Annotated in this window: 5 protein-coding genes and 1 tRNA gene; 2 read left to right on the plus strand and 4 right to left on the minus strand. The window is 39.9% G+C overall.

The features are described 5' to 3' along the window. Positions 1–37: 37 nt before the first annotated feature. From IX83_RS07590 to IX83_RS07605, 4 genes are all read right to left on the minus strand, one after another. Positions 38–7,351: a two-partner secretion domain-containing protein gene (locus IX83_RS07590; protein ID WP_158074694.1), complete on the minus strand. Its 7,314-nt coding sequence runs from the start codon at positions 7,349–7,351 to the stop codon at positions 38–40. Positions 7,352–7,373: 22 nt separating this feature from the next. After that, a complete protein-coding gene (locus IX83_RS07595) occupies positions 7,374–9,077 on the minus strand; it encodes a ShlB/FhaC/HecB family hemolysin secretion/activation protein (RefSeq protein WP_201770240.1) in 1,704 nt (567 codons plus the stop codon). A 238-nt stretch (positions 9,078–9,315) separates the two neighbouring features. Beyond that, positions 9,316–9,391 (minus strand) — tRNA-Arg (locus tag IX83_RS07600). 76 nt (positions 9,392–9,467) lie between these two features. Then, positions 9,468–10,364 carry a Dyp-type peroxidase gene (locus IX83_RS07605; RefSeq protein WP_038500992.1) on the minus strand — a complete coding sequence of 299 codons (897 nt, stop codon included), beginning with the start codon at positions 10,362–10,364 and terminating at the stop codon, positions 9,468–9,470. Between the two features lie 212 nt (positions 10,365–10,576). On the opposite strand from IX83_RS07605, the gene IX83_RS07610 reads away from it, so the two are divergent. Then, positions 10,577–13,252, plus strand: coding sequence for a PD-(D/E)XK nuclease family protein (locus tag IX83_RS07610; protein WP_038500995.1), 2,676 nt, complete (start codon positions 10,577–10,579; stop codon positions 13,250–13,252). Then, positions 13,245–16,691, plus strand: coding sequence for a UvrD-helicase domain-containing protein (locus IX83_RS07615; protein ID WP_038500998.1), 3,447 nt, complete (start codon positions 13,245–13,247; stop codon positions 16,689–16,691). Before IX83_RS07610 ends, IX83_RS07615 begins: the two co-directional genes overlap by 8 nt. Positions 16,692–16,725: the final 34 nt, after the last annotated feature.

Below are 16,725 nucleotides of genomic sequence, written 5' to 3' on the forward strand. Positions count from 1 at the left end.
ATATATAACCATCATTATCGTACCTCCGACCCTAATTTTATTTTATGCTTTTTAACTTCCATCCGTATTCATTTATATAAAGCACCTTAACTGGAATACCTTTAAGATCCCCTTGTTCAATCAAAGGTTTCGTGACATCAAATCCTATTCGATCTGCAAGTTTTCCAACTGGTATTGCCTCACCACTTTGAATCTTTGGCATAATGCCTTGCTGTCTAACACTAAGAGTAGCATTCCCCGTCTTAACTTCAATAAAGACCTTTTGGCCTCTTGGCGTAATAGCATAAATATCAGGACGTGTTCTTCCTTTTGTTATCGGATCCTTAAAGCTCAACTCTCCATCAAAAACTTCCCAACCTCTACTTCTTAGTAACTCTTTTACTTCATTAACCCTCTGTTTGTGTTGAAGTGCATTTTTTGTTACTTGTGCAACTACTTTTGAATTTAGAAGAGTTTCAATCTGAGTATCTTCTCGATTAGCACGTAGTACGACACTCTTTTCTTTCTCTGCATAAGCATTAAACTTACTAGTATCTCGTGCTTGTTTCGAGTTACTAACATTCTCTAAAGCCTTTTTTTCTACCCTGTTTACCGAGTCACTTGCTTCATTTAATGCATTATCAACAATTGTTTCTTCTTTTTTCGTAGCTTTTTGAACCAACTTAATTTCATCGTCACTGACTTTTATCGAGTTGGCTACTGCTGAATTTAGTGATTTTCCATAAGAGAATTTCGCTACTCTAAATACTGTTGCCTGTGCTACCCAGAACGCTCCACTTCTAATCCACTCCGTTAACGTTGAATTATCCTCGGTAGGTTTGTAAAGCGATTGAATAACGTAAGCACCTTTCGTTGATTGATATTCTCCAAATAGCTGTTGTACACCTTCCTGAGATTGTTCATAGCCTGCTTGAAAGCCTAGTGCTCCCAAAGCCGCAGCTGGAATACAACCCATTCCTGCAGAACCAGTACAAGCAGTAGCGGCAGCACTCACAGAACTTGCTGCTGTTACGCCCCCCATTACTACGTTACCCGCTCCTTTAACTCTGGTAACAATTTCGTCATTGCGATCAAGATAATCAGAAAACTTATCTCTCCAACCATGATCAAATTCTCCAGAAGCAAGCAATTGTTTTTGTTCTTCTTTGTATTGTTCACCCTGCTTTTCTAAAGCTTTTAAAACCGGATAGAATTGATCAACTTCTGGCACACCTGAACCACAGTGAACCAAGGCACAGGCAGCTGCCATTAAACGGTCTTTTTCTTCATCCGTTTTGCCTTCCATCAGTTGTTGCAAATAAATCGTCTCTTTTGGATGCAACTGTCGATTATGCCAATCAATATTTGCCCCGATGACGGCGGCACTTGCCTGTCCACCTGTTGCATAACCAATCGCAGCGCCACCAACTGTATTGATTAATGCCCCACCAACATCGCCTAGCTGGTATTGCCATTTGTTTAAATAAGGAGCAGCTAAAGAACTAGCTGTACCAGCGACTGCACCGCTGACTTGACCACTCATCAAGCCGCCTAAACCACCTTGCAATAAAGCACGTCCGATACCACCTTCTTTCCAAGTCTCATAACGAGTTTGATGCTCTGACAGGTATTGCTGAACACCGTCATATATCTCCATCAGTTCTTCTTTGGAATCGCTATCTTTAAGGTGATTAAGGCGTGCTTCAATCGACTCTTTAAGTAGCAAGTGCTTTTCATAGTCTCGTGTGTTTCCTAATCTATCCGACACATCGGCTATCATGGCAGGCATATTCTGCCCAAACTCTTGCACCACTTCTTTTTGCAATTGAATTTCTTTTTCGACAGACTGTGCATCAAACTTTTTCGTGAGATATCCAGCTTGTTGAGCATAGTTATCAGTCGTTTTATTGGTATGTAGTTCCTCTATCGTTTGTGCAACGCTTTTCCCCGTTAAAGCCTGTTGTTCAGAAGCATGGGTAATCTCAACATGACGAGTATTAACACCACTTCTCGTGGTACTTCGTTGATTGCCTTTTTCTTGACCAAAGCCCATGCTACCACTAGCTTGAAACTTCCCAGCAACCTTATTACTCTTTTCACCTTGATCGTCACTAGGCTGATTTGTGCCATAACTTGATAAAGGAATACCGCCCAACTCTTTAGGTGCTTGGCCACCACCTTTACTAAACGATCCACCTATCCCAAAACTGCTCGCACGATAGTGTTCGTGATTGGCAATATCTTCTGCTTCCAGGGTTCCTGTACGTAATACGTTTAAACCTTGATCTTCAGCAGTTTGACTACTGGTGATCAATGCACCGACTAATTTTGTCTGATCGTCAACCGATATCTGATAGCCTTTATCACCCGCAAAAATGCCCGATTGTTCGGTGACCGAAGCATAATCTGCTTTCACCTTACTTTGAGAATAACTGCCTGATCCACTAAAGCCATAACCCACCGTCACTTGCGCACTAATGTTTTGTTGTTTACTGTCGTACTTAAACGTGTCTTGTAAACTTTCTAATGCAAGAGATTGAGCACGAAGTGAGACATCTTGCCCAATAACTTGAGCACCACGAATGCGTGTTATATCACCACTTTCTAATACAGTTTGACTACCTCGATCGCCTACATAACTGTTTCGATATGTCGTACTATCTCCATTACGATGACCGCGACCAAAATTACCGCCAGCCGTCACACCTATTGAAGCACCGCCTTGACTGCTGTATGAGATCGCCAATCCCGCATTAAAGCCCATTGACTGATTTTTATGACGATACCACTCACTTTGTTCTTGCGCTAAAAGTTCAATCTGATGAGCCGCAGACAATGCTGTTCCTAACTGTCCATTTACATCAGAACCAACCACGCGAATATCACCGTCATCCTCCCCTGTAGCGTAAATCGATACCTTGTCTGTGGCATAAATCCCACTATTAACCGCTGTTCGACTCTTTTGATGCGTCTCGTCACGATTTTTTTGTTGACCGTATGTAATCGAAACACTCACCTGACTTAAATCTTGTGCAGGTGTAGGGCTATCACTTAATGACTGAATCATCGATTGGAATTTCTGATAGCTCTGATAATTCTGGAAACCACTGTTGACTGCTGCCATCGCATTGACGCGATCATGCTGGCTTTGTCCTACCTTATCCCATGATTTAACTGACTCAACCGCTTCTTGCAACATCTGCAAAGCTGGTACATTAACCGCTACAGTTAAGCCTTTTTGTTCAAAAATATGTGACTGATCTTCTTGATGTAAGTTTTCATCCGCTAGTATAGAAGCACTTTTGGCAACTATCTGTATATCTCCCTCTTTAGCCGAAACAATACTAGCTTTTTGTTGATATTCTCCCTTGGCAAGAATTTGAGTGTTACCCTTTAAGCTACCGACCATACTTTGTAAGTGAGCCACAGAGTAACGGTCCACATCATTCGTATCTTTTTTACTGCCAATACTAAAACCAATACCACCTGTTCCCATCAATCCCGATTTTCTGAATTGATGAAACTCTCGATCTTTGGCACGATGTATGCCATTTAAAATATCGATATTGCCTAAAGCCTGCAGTTGCGTTTGTTCATCAGAAACCACGTGACTGCCTTGAATCTTAATATCCGATCCAGAACGCAACACAATACTACGTCCTGTCACTTGGCTAGCTACCGCTTCGTCATGATGTCGTTCATACTGATCTATTTGTCGTGAACTTGAAAATAATCCACTAGAAGACACGGATATCGATTCATCAAGATCTAAGGTGCGGCGACCCTCTTGTATGCTCACGCCTTTTTCAGCCTGAATCGTTACCTGTCCTTGCTGACTACGAATATCGCCTTGTACTACTTGAACCTGGTCATGTGCACTGATCGTGACATCATGCTGTGCATGAATCGTTGTCCCCACTTGACTGTGTTGATGTACTTGTCGATGATTACGATCCGATAAAGCCCCTTGAGACTGATGATCAGCTACATCCACCGCACCTAAGGTCACCTTACCCTGTTGTGATCCAATAAGCGTTTGTCCAGATTCACCTTGATTGGTAATCTGTGCCGCATTAATAGCGACATCTTGTTGTCCCACCACTGATAACACGCCTTCTTTACCAGTCACATATAAACCCGCCACGCGGTCTATAACGGTGCGACCATTTTGTTCATCACCACTGGTGCTGACCGTACTGCGTATATTGATCTTATCGCCTTGTAATAACAACGCATCCTGTGCGTGAATTTGACCGCCTGTTACGTTTAACGTTTCAGCTTTAAGTTGCGTGGCTTGAGCTTGAATGCGTCCTTCATGATCTAATGTCACCGCATTCAAATCCACCACTTTGCGACCAGCTATAATGCCTGTATTTTCTATTGTTTGAGCTTGTCCTAACACATCTTGTGCACTAATTAATGCACCTTGTTCGTCAACATCTCCTGATCTAACTTTCAAATACACCTTGGGCACTAAGACATTTTGTTTCTGACCATCAGGTAACGTTACTTCCTGATTAACCATCCAAACCATATCACTGGTTAGACGAGCCACTTGCTCAGCACTTAATGCCACACCTGGCACTAAAGACATCGATTGACCAACCGTTATTCCCGCATCCATTAGGGCTTTAAACTGTTGTTCATCGTTTTGATAGCCTTCTAAACGACGATATCCTGTTAAACGTCCTATCTGTTCATTAACCAGTTGTTGTTCATAGTACCCATCGCCTAAACGCTTGTGCATATGTTGCGGATCTTGATACCATGCTTGAAGCATATAATCACTACCCAACCATTGACGATGTTGTGTAAACGCAGGATCTGCCTCCACTAAATAAGCTGAACGCTCTGGCACAATGTGAAATAATTGATTTTTAGGCAATCGTGCTTGATCATCAACCAGCGTTTTAACTCGCCCTTGAATCTGAGCCACATCAACAGGTTCAGCACTACTGGTTTGAGAAGAAGCATCCCACGAGTAGTTTTGTTCAACGATCGAAATAGGCGTCTCAAACTCATGCGTAAACAACGTTGTTTCAAATAAAGGAGCTTTATTAATTTCTACACGACGTTGACGTTTTTTTCTCTTATACCATTTACGCTTTGAAGTCGATGTCCATTGTCGACCAATTTTGTCAATATGACCCTGACCCAATGTTGCCTGATTATTCAACGACAACACGACCGAATCTAATACGTCACCTACTAAAATTTCACTATCGTGATTATCCCAATTCTGTCCTTGAGCATGTAAATATCCACCTACCAAAATCTGAGCAGGATCGCTCTGCACGACTTTTTCTTGATACGTCTGGGTGTAATAGTTCTTAACATGCCAGTTTTTACTTTGAATCGTTTGACCGTTTTTTAAATGAAATCCAGCAATACTCTGATCTTTCTTTCCTCTCGAATTATCAAAATAACCATCTTTTCCATCTTGATAATATTGTGGGCTTCCCGCAACAGCATAGTCCTCTACACGCTCACTTTGATGAGCTAAATATGTTTCTGTTGCAAAATGACGGTTTTCATTATTTAACTGTTCAACATCAATCCACGCATCACCTTTTGCCTCGATTTTGGCACTCGCATTAAGCAGTGTTTGAGCATGGTCTGTGGCTTGTTTTTGTGAATCTAAATGTCCTCCAATTGCCAAATCACCTAAACTGAACAATAAAGCATGTTCTTGATTGACCACATGGCTGGCTCCAATATCTAAACGTGAACGTGCCGCCACCACACCAGCTTGTTCCGTATTTTCTTGTTCTTTATTTGTTAATGAATAAGCATCAATCGCCACATGATCGCCATAAATACGCCCTGTATTGTTTAATTGACGAATAGCTTTTAAATACGTGAGTCCCTGACTATTTATCACGCCTTTCTGATCAACATCCAAGCTCAAAATCTGCGTATTTTGTCCACTTTCCATCACGCCACTAGCTTGGTGATTTAGCACGCGAGACATAACCCAGAGATCTTGACCTGCTGCTAAATGATGCCCCAGATCTAACTGTCCTTCTGTAGCTAACGTTAAATCACGCTGTGCATAAATATCGGCTTGCGAACGATAATCAGATTTCAATACCACACTAACATCTTGCCCTGCCACCAATTGTCCTTGATGAATCAAGCTATCTGCCTGAATCTGCACATCCGTATCAGAAGCAATTCGTCCTTGTGAATGGTTGACCACCTTCAGATTTGATCCACCTTGGATCGTTAAACGACCGCCTGCATCAATATGACCTTGGTTATCCACTTCTTGTTTTTGGTTAATTGTCAAAGCCCCTACACTACTTATCGTGCCTTGATTATCTAATTTCTCTGCCTCAAGTTGCATATCTCCTTGTGAGGCAAGATGCGAAACATTTTTTATTTGCTTGGCTTTTACCTTAATCGGGGTCGGTGTTGAACGTTTTTTTGCGTCCGCTGCAATGACCTTACCTTCATTGATCAAATTACCATTCACATCAATCAATACCGCACCAGCACTAGCGTACATCTGTCCTGCATGATGCACACCTGCCCCTTTTTCTGTACTGACAACTGTAATCTGATCAGCATACATCCCACCTAATGCTGTACTATCTATCGCTACTTTTTGAGTGTTTGCACCATCCTCACCAGCTTGTGAGACCGTTTGACGCACCTGTCCTTGTGCATCCAGATCATTTTTACCTGCTACTACCTTTAAGTCTTTGGCCCATACCGCACCACTAATTTGTGCCGCTTCACTTAATAGCTGTGTATAGTTCGCATCTGCTGTATCTAAACCTTGTGATTGAATATCAATACGTCCTGAACGCACCTGATACCCTGTTAAATGATCATCTTGATATTGTGGCTTACCTGTAGTTAGCGTCACACCCGAAGCATTAATAAATCTTGCTCCATCCACTTCAATACCCGATGGGTTGGCAATCACCACATCTGCACGCTTACCACCAACTTCAACCGTTCCTTTTAATGATGAAGCTTTGGTGCTATTGACTTCATTGACAATCACTTTAGCTTCACCACCAGCCAAGTGTGGGTTAGCTTGCACCCAGCCTCCTATCTGAGTTTGCACTTGTCGATGACTGTTATTTAAAATCACGCCTTTCTGATCAACATCAAATTGGCGATACTGATTAATCGACACCCCGCCAGCTGTCGGTGTTTGAATCTGAACTAATGGCGTTTCGTTCGCACTTTTTAACAATACCGCTTGATGTGAAGCAGGTGCTTGGCGATCCACTTCGATCGTTGAAGCATAAGCACCTACCGTTCCCAATAATCCCAACCAAGCCCATCTCATACGATGCAACCATTTCATTTTTTGTTTCCCGAAAAGAATACCTGTACCTTTATTCATCTTTTTATTCATTCTATTCATCTTTTTTCAACACTTAAAATTCATAACTTAACGAAAAACCAGTACTAAACGACTGTGTCTGAAAATATCTCGGTCGCTTTAATGGTTTGCCGACAAACACGTCATAATGCAATCGACCACCCCATGCCAACGTCCCTCTAAATCCCAATACCGTACCCATCAAGTATCGACCTAATTGTTCAGACATCCATGAACCCGACACACGCCCTGCATCCAATCCCAAATACACTTGATGTTCTCCTTGATACTGCCAATTCAAGGTATTTTGCCAATACCACCCTCTTTCACCCATCAAGGTTACTTCACCGTCAAAACCTCTAACGGTATAGCGATTACCAATCGATAATCTATCTTGCGTAATCAAAGGTGTTTGATTCCATTGATGATGAAAATAAGCCTCATAACTAAAACGTTCTTTACCCAACTCAAAAGGCTGGTACCACTGCACATCCAAAGTCAAAATTTTCATGCGTGAAGTACCCTCACCAAACACTTCTTCAGGAGCAGGTAAACTTTCCCATAAGCCCGTTCCTCGCTTATATCCCACATCTATATTCAATACACGACGACCTATATATTGCTGATGCGACAATCCTATTTTCCAACCCGCCATGCGACGACGTTGCACATTAATTCGAGCATCATTAATGTAGTTATCCGACAAACGTTGCCACAAACCCGCTTGTAGATATGTTTTACTGCGTTGACTACGTTGCAATAAACGACTCACTTTAATGTCCAACTGATGACTTTTTCCATGATAATCATAGTTTTCATTTAAACCAGCTACCGCCTGATGATATTGATACCCGCTATAATTCGTCGAAAATAGCCACTTCCCAAAAGGCACAGAATAATGGAATGCATAACCATATGTTCCACTATTGACACCTGCTAGGCGTTCTTTTCCACCTATATCACGGTTATAGTTCGCGTAGAATAAATCACTCAACCCCAACAAATTGTCCGCTGCTAAGGTCATACCAGCCTGATACTTTCCTGTGATTTTGCTACCCGAATCATCCACACTTAAAGATAAACGAAACGGTATCGTTCTTTGTTGCCAACGAACCACCACATCACTTTCATTAGGCATTTGAGCGGGTTCAATCTGAATATTGGCAGCCACCGTGGGATTACGTTTTAAGTTTTCTATGCCTTGTTCGATCTCGCGTAAATTCAACACATCTCCTGCCTTAAACGGAAACTGAGTCCCTAAAGACGATAAACGATGAATATGTGTCTCTTTCGCCTCATGTTGATCATAGGCAATGGCATGAATTTTTCCAGGAATCACCGTCAACACTAATTTACCCGTTTTAATATTTTGTGCACCCGCTAAAATTCTTGTTGTTGTATAACCTTTTTCAATTAACTTATTTTGAGTAAGCGTCATGATCTGATTAATTCCCATCGCCCCCAAACACATCCCTGACTCGAACTTTAACTGTTTTAATGTATCGTTTAATGCAAACTTAAAATCTTCCGATTGCTCACCCGATAAAATGATCTGGTCAATCGCAAAACAAGGATACTCAGGCTTTAATGGTGTGGTCGGTTTGTCATATTTGTCTGTTTTGTTCGCATCTAATCTAACATCCACCTTTGATTGCATCGCTTGTTCTAATCGTTCTTGCTGTTGTTGCTGACGCGTAAACATATCCTGCTGCCCCACTGGTTCAGCTTGTGCAAATCGACAAAAAATAATCGCTAGCATGATCACCATGCCACGTATCAACAAAAACATAAAATCCCTCAATGAATCGTGCAAATTACTGAATCGTTTTTTTTTTAAACTTCTAGTTGTTCTTATGCAAAAACCATTCAGTTAACTTATTGCACAGCAATATTAGCAAGTTTTTTAAAAATTAATTTTTAATTGTTTCTAAATTGTTTCATTTTGTTGCTATATCTTCACAGAAGTATCTATTTGATAAGTGGTAGGATATTATCATTGGCGTCCTCGGCAAGATTCGAACCTGCGACCTTTCCCTTAGGAGGGGAACGCTCTATCCACTGAGCTACGGGGACTTTTATCATGAGATGGTATATTTTAAATCAAAAAGCCACTCGTTAAGAATGGCTTAAAACCTATTATTCTGCTTATTTATCCAATAAGAAAAGATAAATCAATCTTACCGTCTTTCATAGGTGGCATCCAGAAACAAGTACTGCTGATAGGACGTGTAAATTTAAACAAACCGTCAGTAATACCATCTTCTACACCTACCATTCGACGCCATTGCACGTTAAAAGCTGCTTGTCGATTCACAAAAGAACTGAACATCAGGCCACTACGCTCGCCAATCGACCATGGCATTGAGTTACGGAAAATATGTGCTTCTGGTTCAAAACTTTCCTGATCCGTTCGGCTAACGTGTGAAGAAGCAGGTCTATCATCTATTTGTTCATTATCTGATAAGCGACGACCGATAATCGCATCGGTTTCATGACGAGCCATTAAGCCTGCCAACTTATCTAAATCATGTTCCCATTGTTGAACAGCCATAAAAGTAGAACCATCTAGTCCCGCACCTAATCCACTTAATACTGCGGCAGCTTTGGCATCATCACCTTGAGGGTTCTCGGTACCATCAATATACCCTGATAAATCACGATTATCCGTTGTACCTTGTTCGTGGTGCATAAAAGCAGGCACTTCATTTTTCAAAATAAAAACAGGTTTCAACTGGGTCTTGATTTTATGAGCCAAACGCACCAAATTACCTTGGTCATCATCACGCAACCAAATCCATACTGCTGCTGGAACAATCGGTGCATCCACTAAGGCATTAGGATACACTGGGAATGGGCGAAATCCTGGAATTTCTTTTTTTAAATAGGCTAATACAATATGACCAATACCCACAATCACCTGATCACCATCAGCCAATGATTGCAATGTTTTCAGCCCTTCAATTAGACGATCTGTACAGGTCAAATCTAAATCAAACGTTAAATAACGACCATTTTTCTTTGGATCAACCATAATGCCCGGTTGCATAAAAGACCTCCAAAATATTCATAAATTGTTTCAAAACCTTATTATACTGCCTTGCAATACGCTCACAATGTGGAAGTTATACAACACTCAAAAATTTTCATTAATAGACACCTTAACATCAAAAACTTCACCACAACAAACGTTGACTTATTGCCAAAACCCCTCGATATAGGTATCCTATAGGCATATCTCAATCTATCATTTTCTTTACTATGCAGCTCATAACATCTCAAGATGAACTTCTATCTCTCATTGAGAAAAAAGAAGCGAATACCTGGATTATCACTGGCTCTAACAGCTTATCCTACCAACTCAGAAAAGATTTAAGCCGACTGTCATCTAAAAAAGTTTTTGAGTTACCCACTATTTTTCCTTATCGTTCAGCATTACAGAAGTTTTACACCAATTCTATTCGCAACCTTGCCCCTGATCATGTTTATACTTTACTGGACAAATTCTCGAGTTTGTATCTTTGGCAAAATATTATTCAGCAAAACAAAGCTGATTTACTGGATATATCAGGTACGGCACGAGCTGCTTTTGATGCCTACGAGATCGAAAGTTTATGGCAAGTTCAAGTAAATGATCATGAAACCACGCCCGAATACGAACAGTTATGTCGCTGGAAAAAAAGTTATTTGGAAACGTTAAAAAGCAAGCAATGTATCGACTCGGTTATGTTAGTAGATTTATTGCTGACACTCTCTCAGGAACATCGTTTAAATCTCCCCGAACAAATTATTCTGTATAGTTTGGACTCTTTGACCCCTAAAGAACGTTTATTACTTGAATCACTGGATTGTTCATTATTTCAATATGAGCCAAACCATGAAGTGAATGAATCCAGAACATGTTTAGCTTTTGATAGCTTTGATGAGGAGCTGGCTGCCGCTTTTCAATATGCTCGAGAGATTGAAAAAGAATCCAAAACTCAATTTGCTGTATTGGTGCCTAACCTTAAACAAAATTTATACAAGGTACATCGCATAGCCACTTATTATCTAGGTGATCGCTATCATGTCAGTTTAGGACGTGAACTCAACCAATGGCCTTTAATCCGTTATGCCTTAACTCATTTAGAGTTTATGAAAGATTTAGCCATTAAAAAATCGGTAACCAATGTACAGTGGGGAAAATGGCTAGAACAAGCTAAAGCCTTTCAGATGGAAGGTATCCATTACCACCAATGCATTGTCTGGGCCAATGAAGTCCGTCATAAAGAAAAATTATCTTATCGTCAATCTGAAATTATTGAAAAATTATCATTAAGTCCTACATTAGCGTCATCACTGGCTGCACTTTTAAACGCGTGGAATCAGATCCAAGATATTCACGAGTGGACAGACATTTTTTATCAAAGTCTGGAGCTATTTGGTTTTCCCAACCCTAGTTTTAATCAATCGGCACATATTACCGTAACAGATGATTTAAATGAATCATTGGAGAGCTTTACTAATCTTAGCTATATTGTGCCACCCCTAAATGCTCAAACGGCTTTACGCTTATTTAATCAGTTTATTAACAATCGTTCTTCACAGTTAAGAGCTACGACTAAAAATATCGTATCCATTCGAGATTTATCTTCAGCTCAAGGTCTATCATGGGATACCGCATGGATCGTAGGGTTAAATGACCATGCTTTACCTGAACCTGTACACATCAATCACTTTTTACCATTTATTTCACAGGATAAAGCAGGTGTACCTACCGTTAATATCCATCGTTCTAAAGCCCAGTCTCTAACACGTTTCCAAGGTATTTGTTCACGCACTAAAAAACTCATATTAAGCACCCATCTCAAAGATGAAAAAGGCAACGAGCTACAGATCAGTCCTTTCTTAAATGATGATGACATTCATCACCTAGAGGCCAAAACAAAGGATATTCCCGATTATTCGGGGTTTCATATCACTAAAAAAGAACCCTTTTATTTAAATGAACAACAACCTCGTCAGTTAAAAGGTGGTTACGGTTTATTGGAAATGGCCGCACAAAACATGCTGGCTGCTCATGCTCGTTATCGCTTGCAACTACAAGCTTTGCGTGATTTTAATAAAGGCTTTAATGCTTCCACACGCGGAAATTTAAGACACTTATTTATGGAACTTGTGTGGAAAAAAGTCAAAACGCTCACCGCACTCAAAACATTATTACAAAATAAAGAGAAGAAAGACAAACTACTGGATGACATCAGTCAAACGGTGAAAGAAAAAACCATTCAAACATTAGGCATTGACCACTACAATCTACTTGATTATGAAGTTCAGACTGCACGTCAATCTTGCGAACTGCAGTTAAACCTTGATGTCACGCTAAATGACTTTACTTCTGTTGATCTAGAACATCAGGTTGAATGGACCCATGAGGGGATCAAAATTACCTTACGTGCCGATCGTGTCGATAGATTGAAAAATGGCGGTATGCGAATCATTGATTATAAATCTGGGCGTTACTTTAAAGCATCAAGCGAAATTAATGCATGGAGTTGTAGCAACGAAATCAGTTATCAACTACCGTTATATGCCGTGGCATTACCCCAAACCTCTCAACTATCTGTTGGTGAGCTGGCTTATTCTAATTTACAGCCTCATGAAGTAAAGTTTGAAAGTGCTTTTTGCCAAGAAGATGGCACTATCGCCAAAAGAAGTTTGACCGCGAAAAATGACGATGTCTATATTGGAAAGATAGAAAATATTTACAAGGAAAGAAAATCCGATATATCTTTTAAGGATAACCAATTCACTGCATTTGTAAATTATTATCAAGATACCGTGTTTGGAACGTTGTGTCAGAAGTTAGCAAAAGAATGTATTGAAAATATATCCTTTAATGATGTGAAAAACCATGAATTACATCCATTTTTAAGACAGTGGGAAATCAATGAGTAAAGATAAGTTACCCAGCGATATTATCGCTCGCGAAAAAGCATTAAATCCAAGCAAATCTTTTATTGTTCAAGCACCCGCTGGATCAGGTAAAACGCATACATTGACGCATCGAATTTTAGCCCTTATTCCAACGGTTAAAAAGCCTGAAGAAATTCTCGCCATTACGTTTACCAACAAAGCCGCTAGCGAGATGCGTAGCCGTTTGATTAAAGAATTACGCGAAGGACAAAGTGAATTAGCGATTAAAGCACGTGAGTATAGTCATGCCCAAAAGTGGGATTTAATCAATACGCCCAGTCGTCTCAACATTAAAACCATTGATGCGTTTTGTGCACAATTAGTCCGTAGTACACCGTTTATCTCTGGTGCAGGTGCGGCACCCACCCAAAGTGAAAATTTTCAAGTCTTATATGAAAACGCGATTAGACGTACTTTGGCTAAAAACAAAGACTATGTGATTCACTTTTTGAATTACATTGATAACAACATGAATTCAGCTATTCAGCTGTTGTCCGATATGTTAGGCAAACGTGATCAATGGATTCATATCGTGTCGAATTCAGATGAATATATTGCAGATAAGCTGGTATTAATTTATGCCGAATATTTAAAATCTCATATCACGTTTGTTTCTCAAGCATTAAGCAAACTTGATTTTCGATTTTTACATGAATGTGCTCAATACAGTATTGCTGCCAGTGAATATTTGGGCAATTCACCTCTTGCTTGGGATAAGCTTAAAAACTGGGACGGACGAGAACCTAAGCCTTTAAAACAAGGAAATATTGATTTTTCTGAATATCTGACATTCATTTATTTGGCCCATTTTTTAACTACAAAAACTCACGCGATTAGAAAAACAGTCTCCAAAAAAGATGGTTTTCCATCAGCCAAAGAAGTGCCTCCTGGGCTTGAAGATAAGAAACAAACGTTTATCGAGTACTTAGAGATATTAGCCACTCATGAGAATATCGTTCAGGCATTAACAGACCTCAAATTCATGCCCACGGAACCACCTTCTGAGCAAGTATTACATGATATAGCCTATATTATGGACACATTAAAAGATGCTCATGAAGAACTACAAAAAGAATTTCAACGCACCTCAGAAGTTGACTTCCAAGAGATTGCTCTTCGTGCTATTCAAGCTTTAAGTAGCGATGGCGAAACACCCACTGAACTCTTACTCAAAAAAGATCAACAGATCCAACATATTTTGATCGATGAATTCCAAGATACTAGCAAGTCACAAATGGATTTATTAAATCTATTAGTCAGTGGCTGGGATGGATCGCAAAACCGTACATTATTCTTAGTTGGCGATCCCATGCAATCTATCTATCGCTTTAGAAAAGCTGAAGTTGGCTTGTTCTTAAAAGTTTGGCAAGAAAAACGTATTGGCAATGTATTTATCGAACCATTGTCTTTCGTGGAGAACTTCCGTAGTAGCCCAACTATTATTGATTGGGTGAATAAGACCTTTCAATCTGCTTTTCCTATCATCGACAATATCTCTACTGGTGCAATTCACTTTCACCGTTCCGTTGCCTTTAAAGAGGCAGAACCTACTGATCAAGTCGATATTCGCTTATATGCGGGTTATCAGGATAAGGGTGATGATCCTGAAAAAGCCACACAAGAAGCATTATTAGATTTATGCCAAACATTATCTTCTAAAAACAAATCAACCGCTATTTTGGTGCGTTCACGTACCCATATCACTCCCTTGTTACCTGAATTTCAAAAACGCGGGATACCGATTAATTGTGTTGATCTTTTAAGTCTTTGGGACTATCCTGAAGTGATTGATATCGTGCAACTGATCAAAGCGTTGGTACAAATCAATGATCGTATCGCATGGGCTAGTTTATTGCGTTCGCCACTATGCGGTTTGGATATGGCCACGTTGACAAAATTATTAGACAACCACCATAATCCGTTTGCTGATCTGACTATTCCTAGTCTGTTATTCAGAACATTTAATGATCCTGATTCTTTCTTAAACCAGATTCCAAGCGATGTACGCAAACGTTTATTACGTTTTACTCATCTCATGTTAAGACAGTTAGAAGAAGATTCAGGCCTGCCCTTTTCCAGTCAGGTACTTAATCTTTGGCGAGCATTAGGTGGTGACATCATCTACCCTGATGACAATGCACGCAACAATATTGAAGTAGTTTTGAAAATATTAGATTCACTCGCTCCTTATGGTGATTTAGATGTTCATGAATTTGAAAAAGCCGTAAAAGAACATCACGCATCTACCTTTGCACAAGACGGTGCCATCGAGATTATGACCATGCACAAATCCAAAGGCTTAGAGTTTGATCACGTGATTGTCTATGGTCTGGATCGTGGACAAAATCGTGGGGATTCGCCTATTGTTTACACCGATACATTAAGCACGGGTGAAATGATTGTTAGCCCCAAAAAGGCTTCTTTTGAAGAAGAGGGACCTGGATTTACAACACTAATTAAACGTAATGAAACACAACGTAATGAGTATGAAAAAATGCGTTTACTTTATGTTGCTTGTACTCGTGCAAAATCGCATTTACATATCTTTGCTTCAACTTTGTACAACGACAACCACGAAGAAGTCAAACAAAGTTCCTTATGGCACACCATTTCTGAGCATTTTAAAGAAGATGTTCAAATCGTACATATCAATCAAGACACAGAGGAGCTTCAAACATTACCTAACCATCATCTTATGGTTATTGATGATGCGTCCATTGAAAACTCAGAAAGTGTTAATCAGCCTCAATACACGCATTTAACCAAAGCAGGCATTGATTTTCTAAACGAACAAAAATATCTACCCTATGAAGAGAAAGAATTAGACTCATTCTGGGGAAGTTTAAATTTTTCTTCTACACTGAAACCTCGTTCAAAACACTATTTACAAAAACAGCAAGCACATTTTGGTGAGGTATTCCATCAATTTATGGAATGGATGGCTTTAGATAAAATGCAAGGATGGGATGAGCAACGAATTGATGACAGTTCCGATCTCATTGAAAAAACCTTGCACTTATACAAGGTCTCCGATAGAGTGATTAAAGACGCGGTATCAGAAATTCAAAAGTCACTAAAAGCGGCGATTTCACATCCTCAATTAAAAGAATGGATACAAACTAAAAACTGTATGCCTGAATGGTCGGTTTATACACAACACGACTCTCAAACCAAAAACCGAATCATTGATCTGTTGGTTTTAGATAAAGATGAAATTATTCTTTTAGATTACAAGACTGATGCACGATTAGAAAATGAATCCATTAGTGAATTTAAATCCAGACTCATCACGCGTTATAAAGAAAAAATGGCGGAGTATTTAGATATTCTAAAACAGTACTACCCTAATATGCCCATCCGATCTTATTTATACGCCACTGCATTGTCACCAGAGGATGTATTGATCGAACTTAATGACTAACCTTAGGATTCATCCCCGACACTCGATTATTATG

This window comes from Basilea psittacipulmonis DSM 24701 (assembly GCF_000743945.1).
GTDB lineage: Bacteria > Pseudomonadota > Gammaproteobacteria > Burkholderiales > Burkholderiaceae_B > Basilea > Basilea psittacipulmonis.

What these genes read in the sequence shown, in the direction of transcription:
- IX83_RS07605 (WP_038500992.1), bottom strand. Translation starts at nt 10,364, where the DNA reads ATGCAACCGGGCATTATGGTTGATCCAAAGAAAAATGGTCGTTATTTA.
- IX83_RS07595 (WP_201770240.1), bottom strand. Translation starts at nt 9,077, where the DNA reads ATGCTAGCGATTATTTTTTGTCGATTTGCACAAGCTGAACCAGTGGGG.
- IX83_RS07590 (WP_158074694.1), bottom strand. Translation starts at nt 7,351, where the DNA reads ATGAATAAAAAGATGAATAAAGGTACAGGTATTCTTTTCGGGAAACAA.
- IX83_RS07610 (WP_038500995.1), top strand. Translation starts at nt 10,577, where the DNA reads ATGCAGCTCATAACATCTCAAGATGAACTTCTATCTCTCATTGAGAAA.
- IX83_RS07615 (WP_038500998.1), top strand. Translation starts at nt 13,245, where the DNA reads ATGAGTAAAGATAAGTTACCCAGCGATATTATCGCTCGCGAAAAAGCA.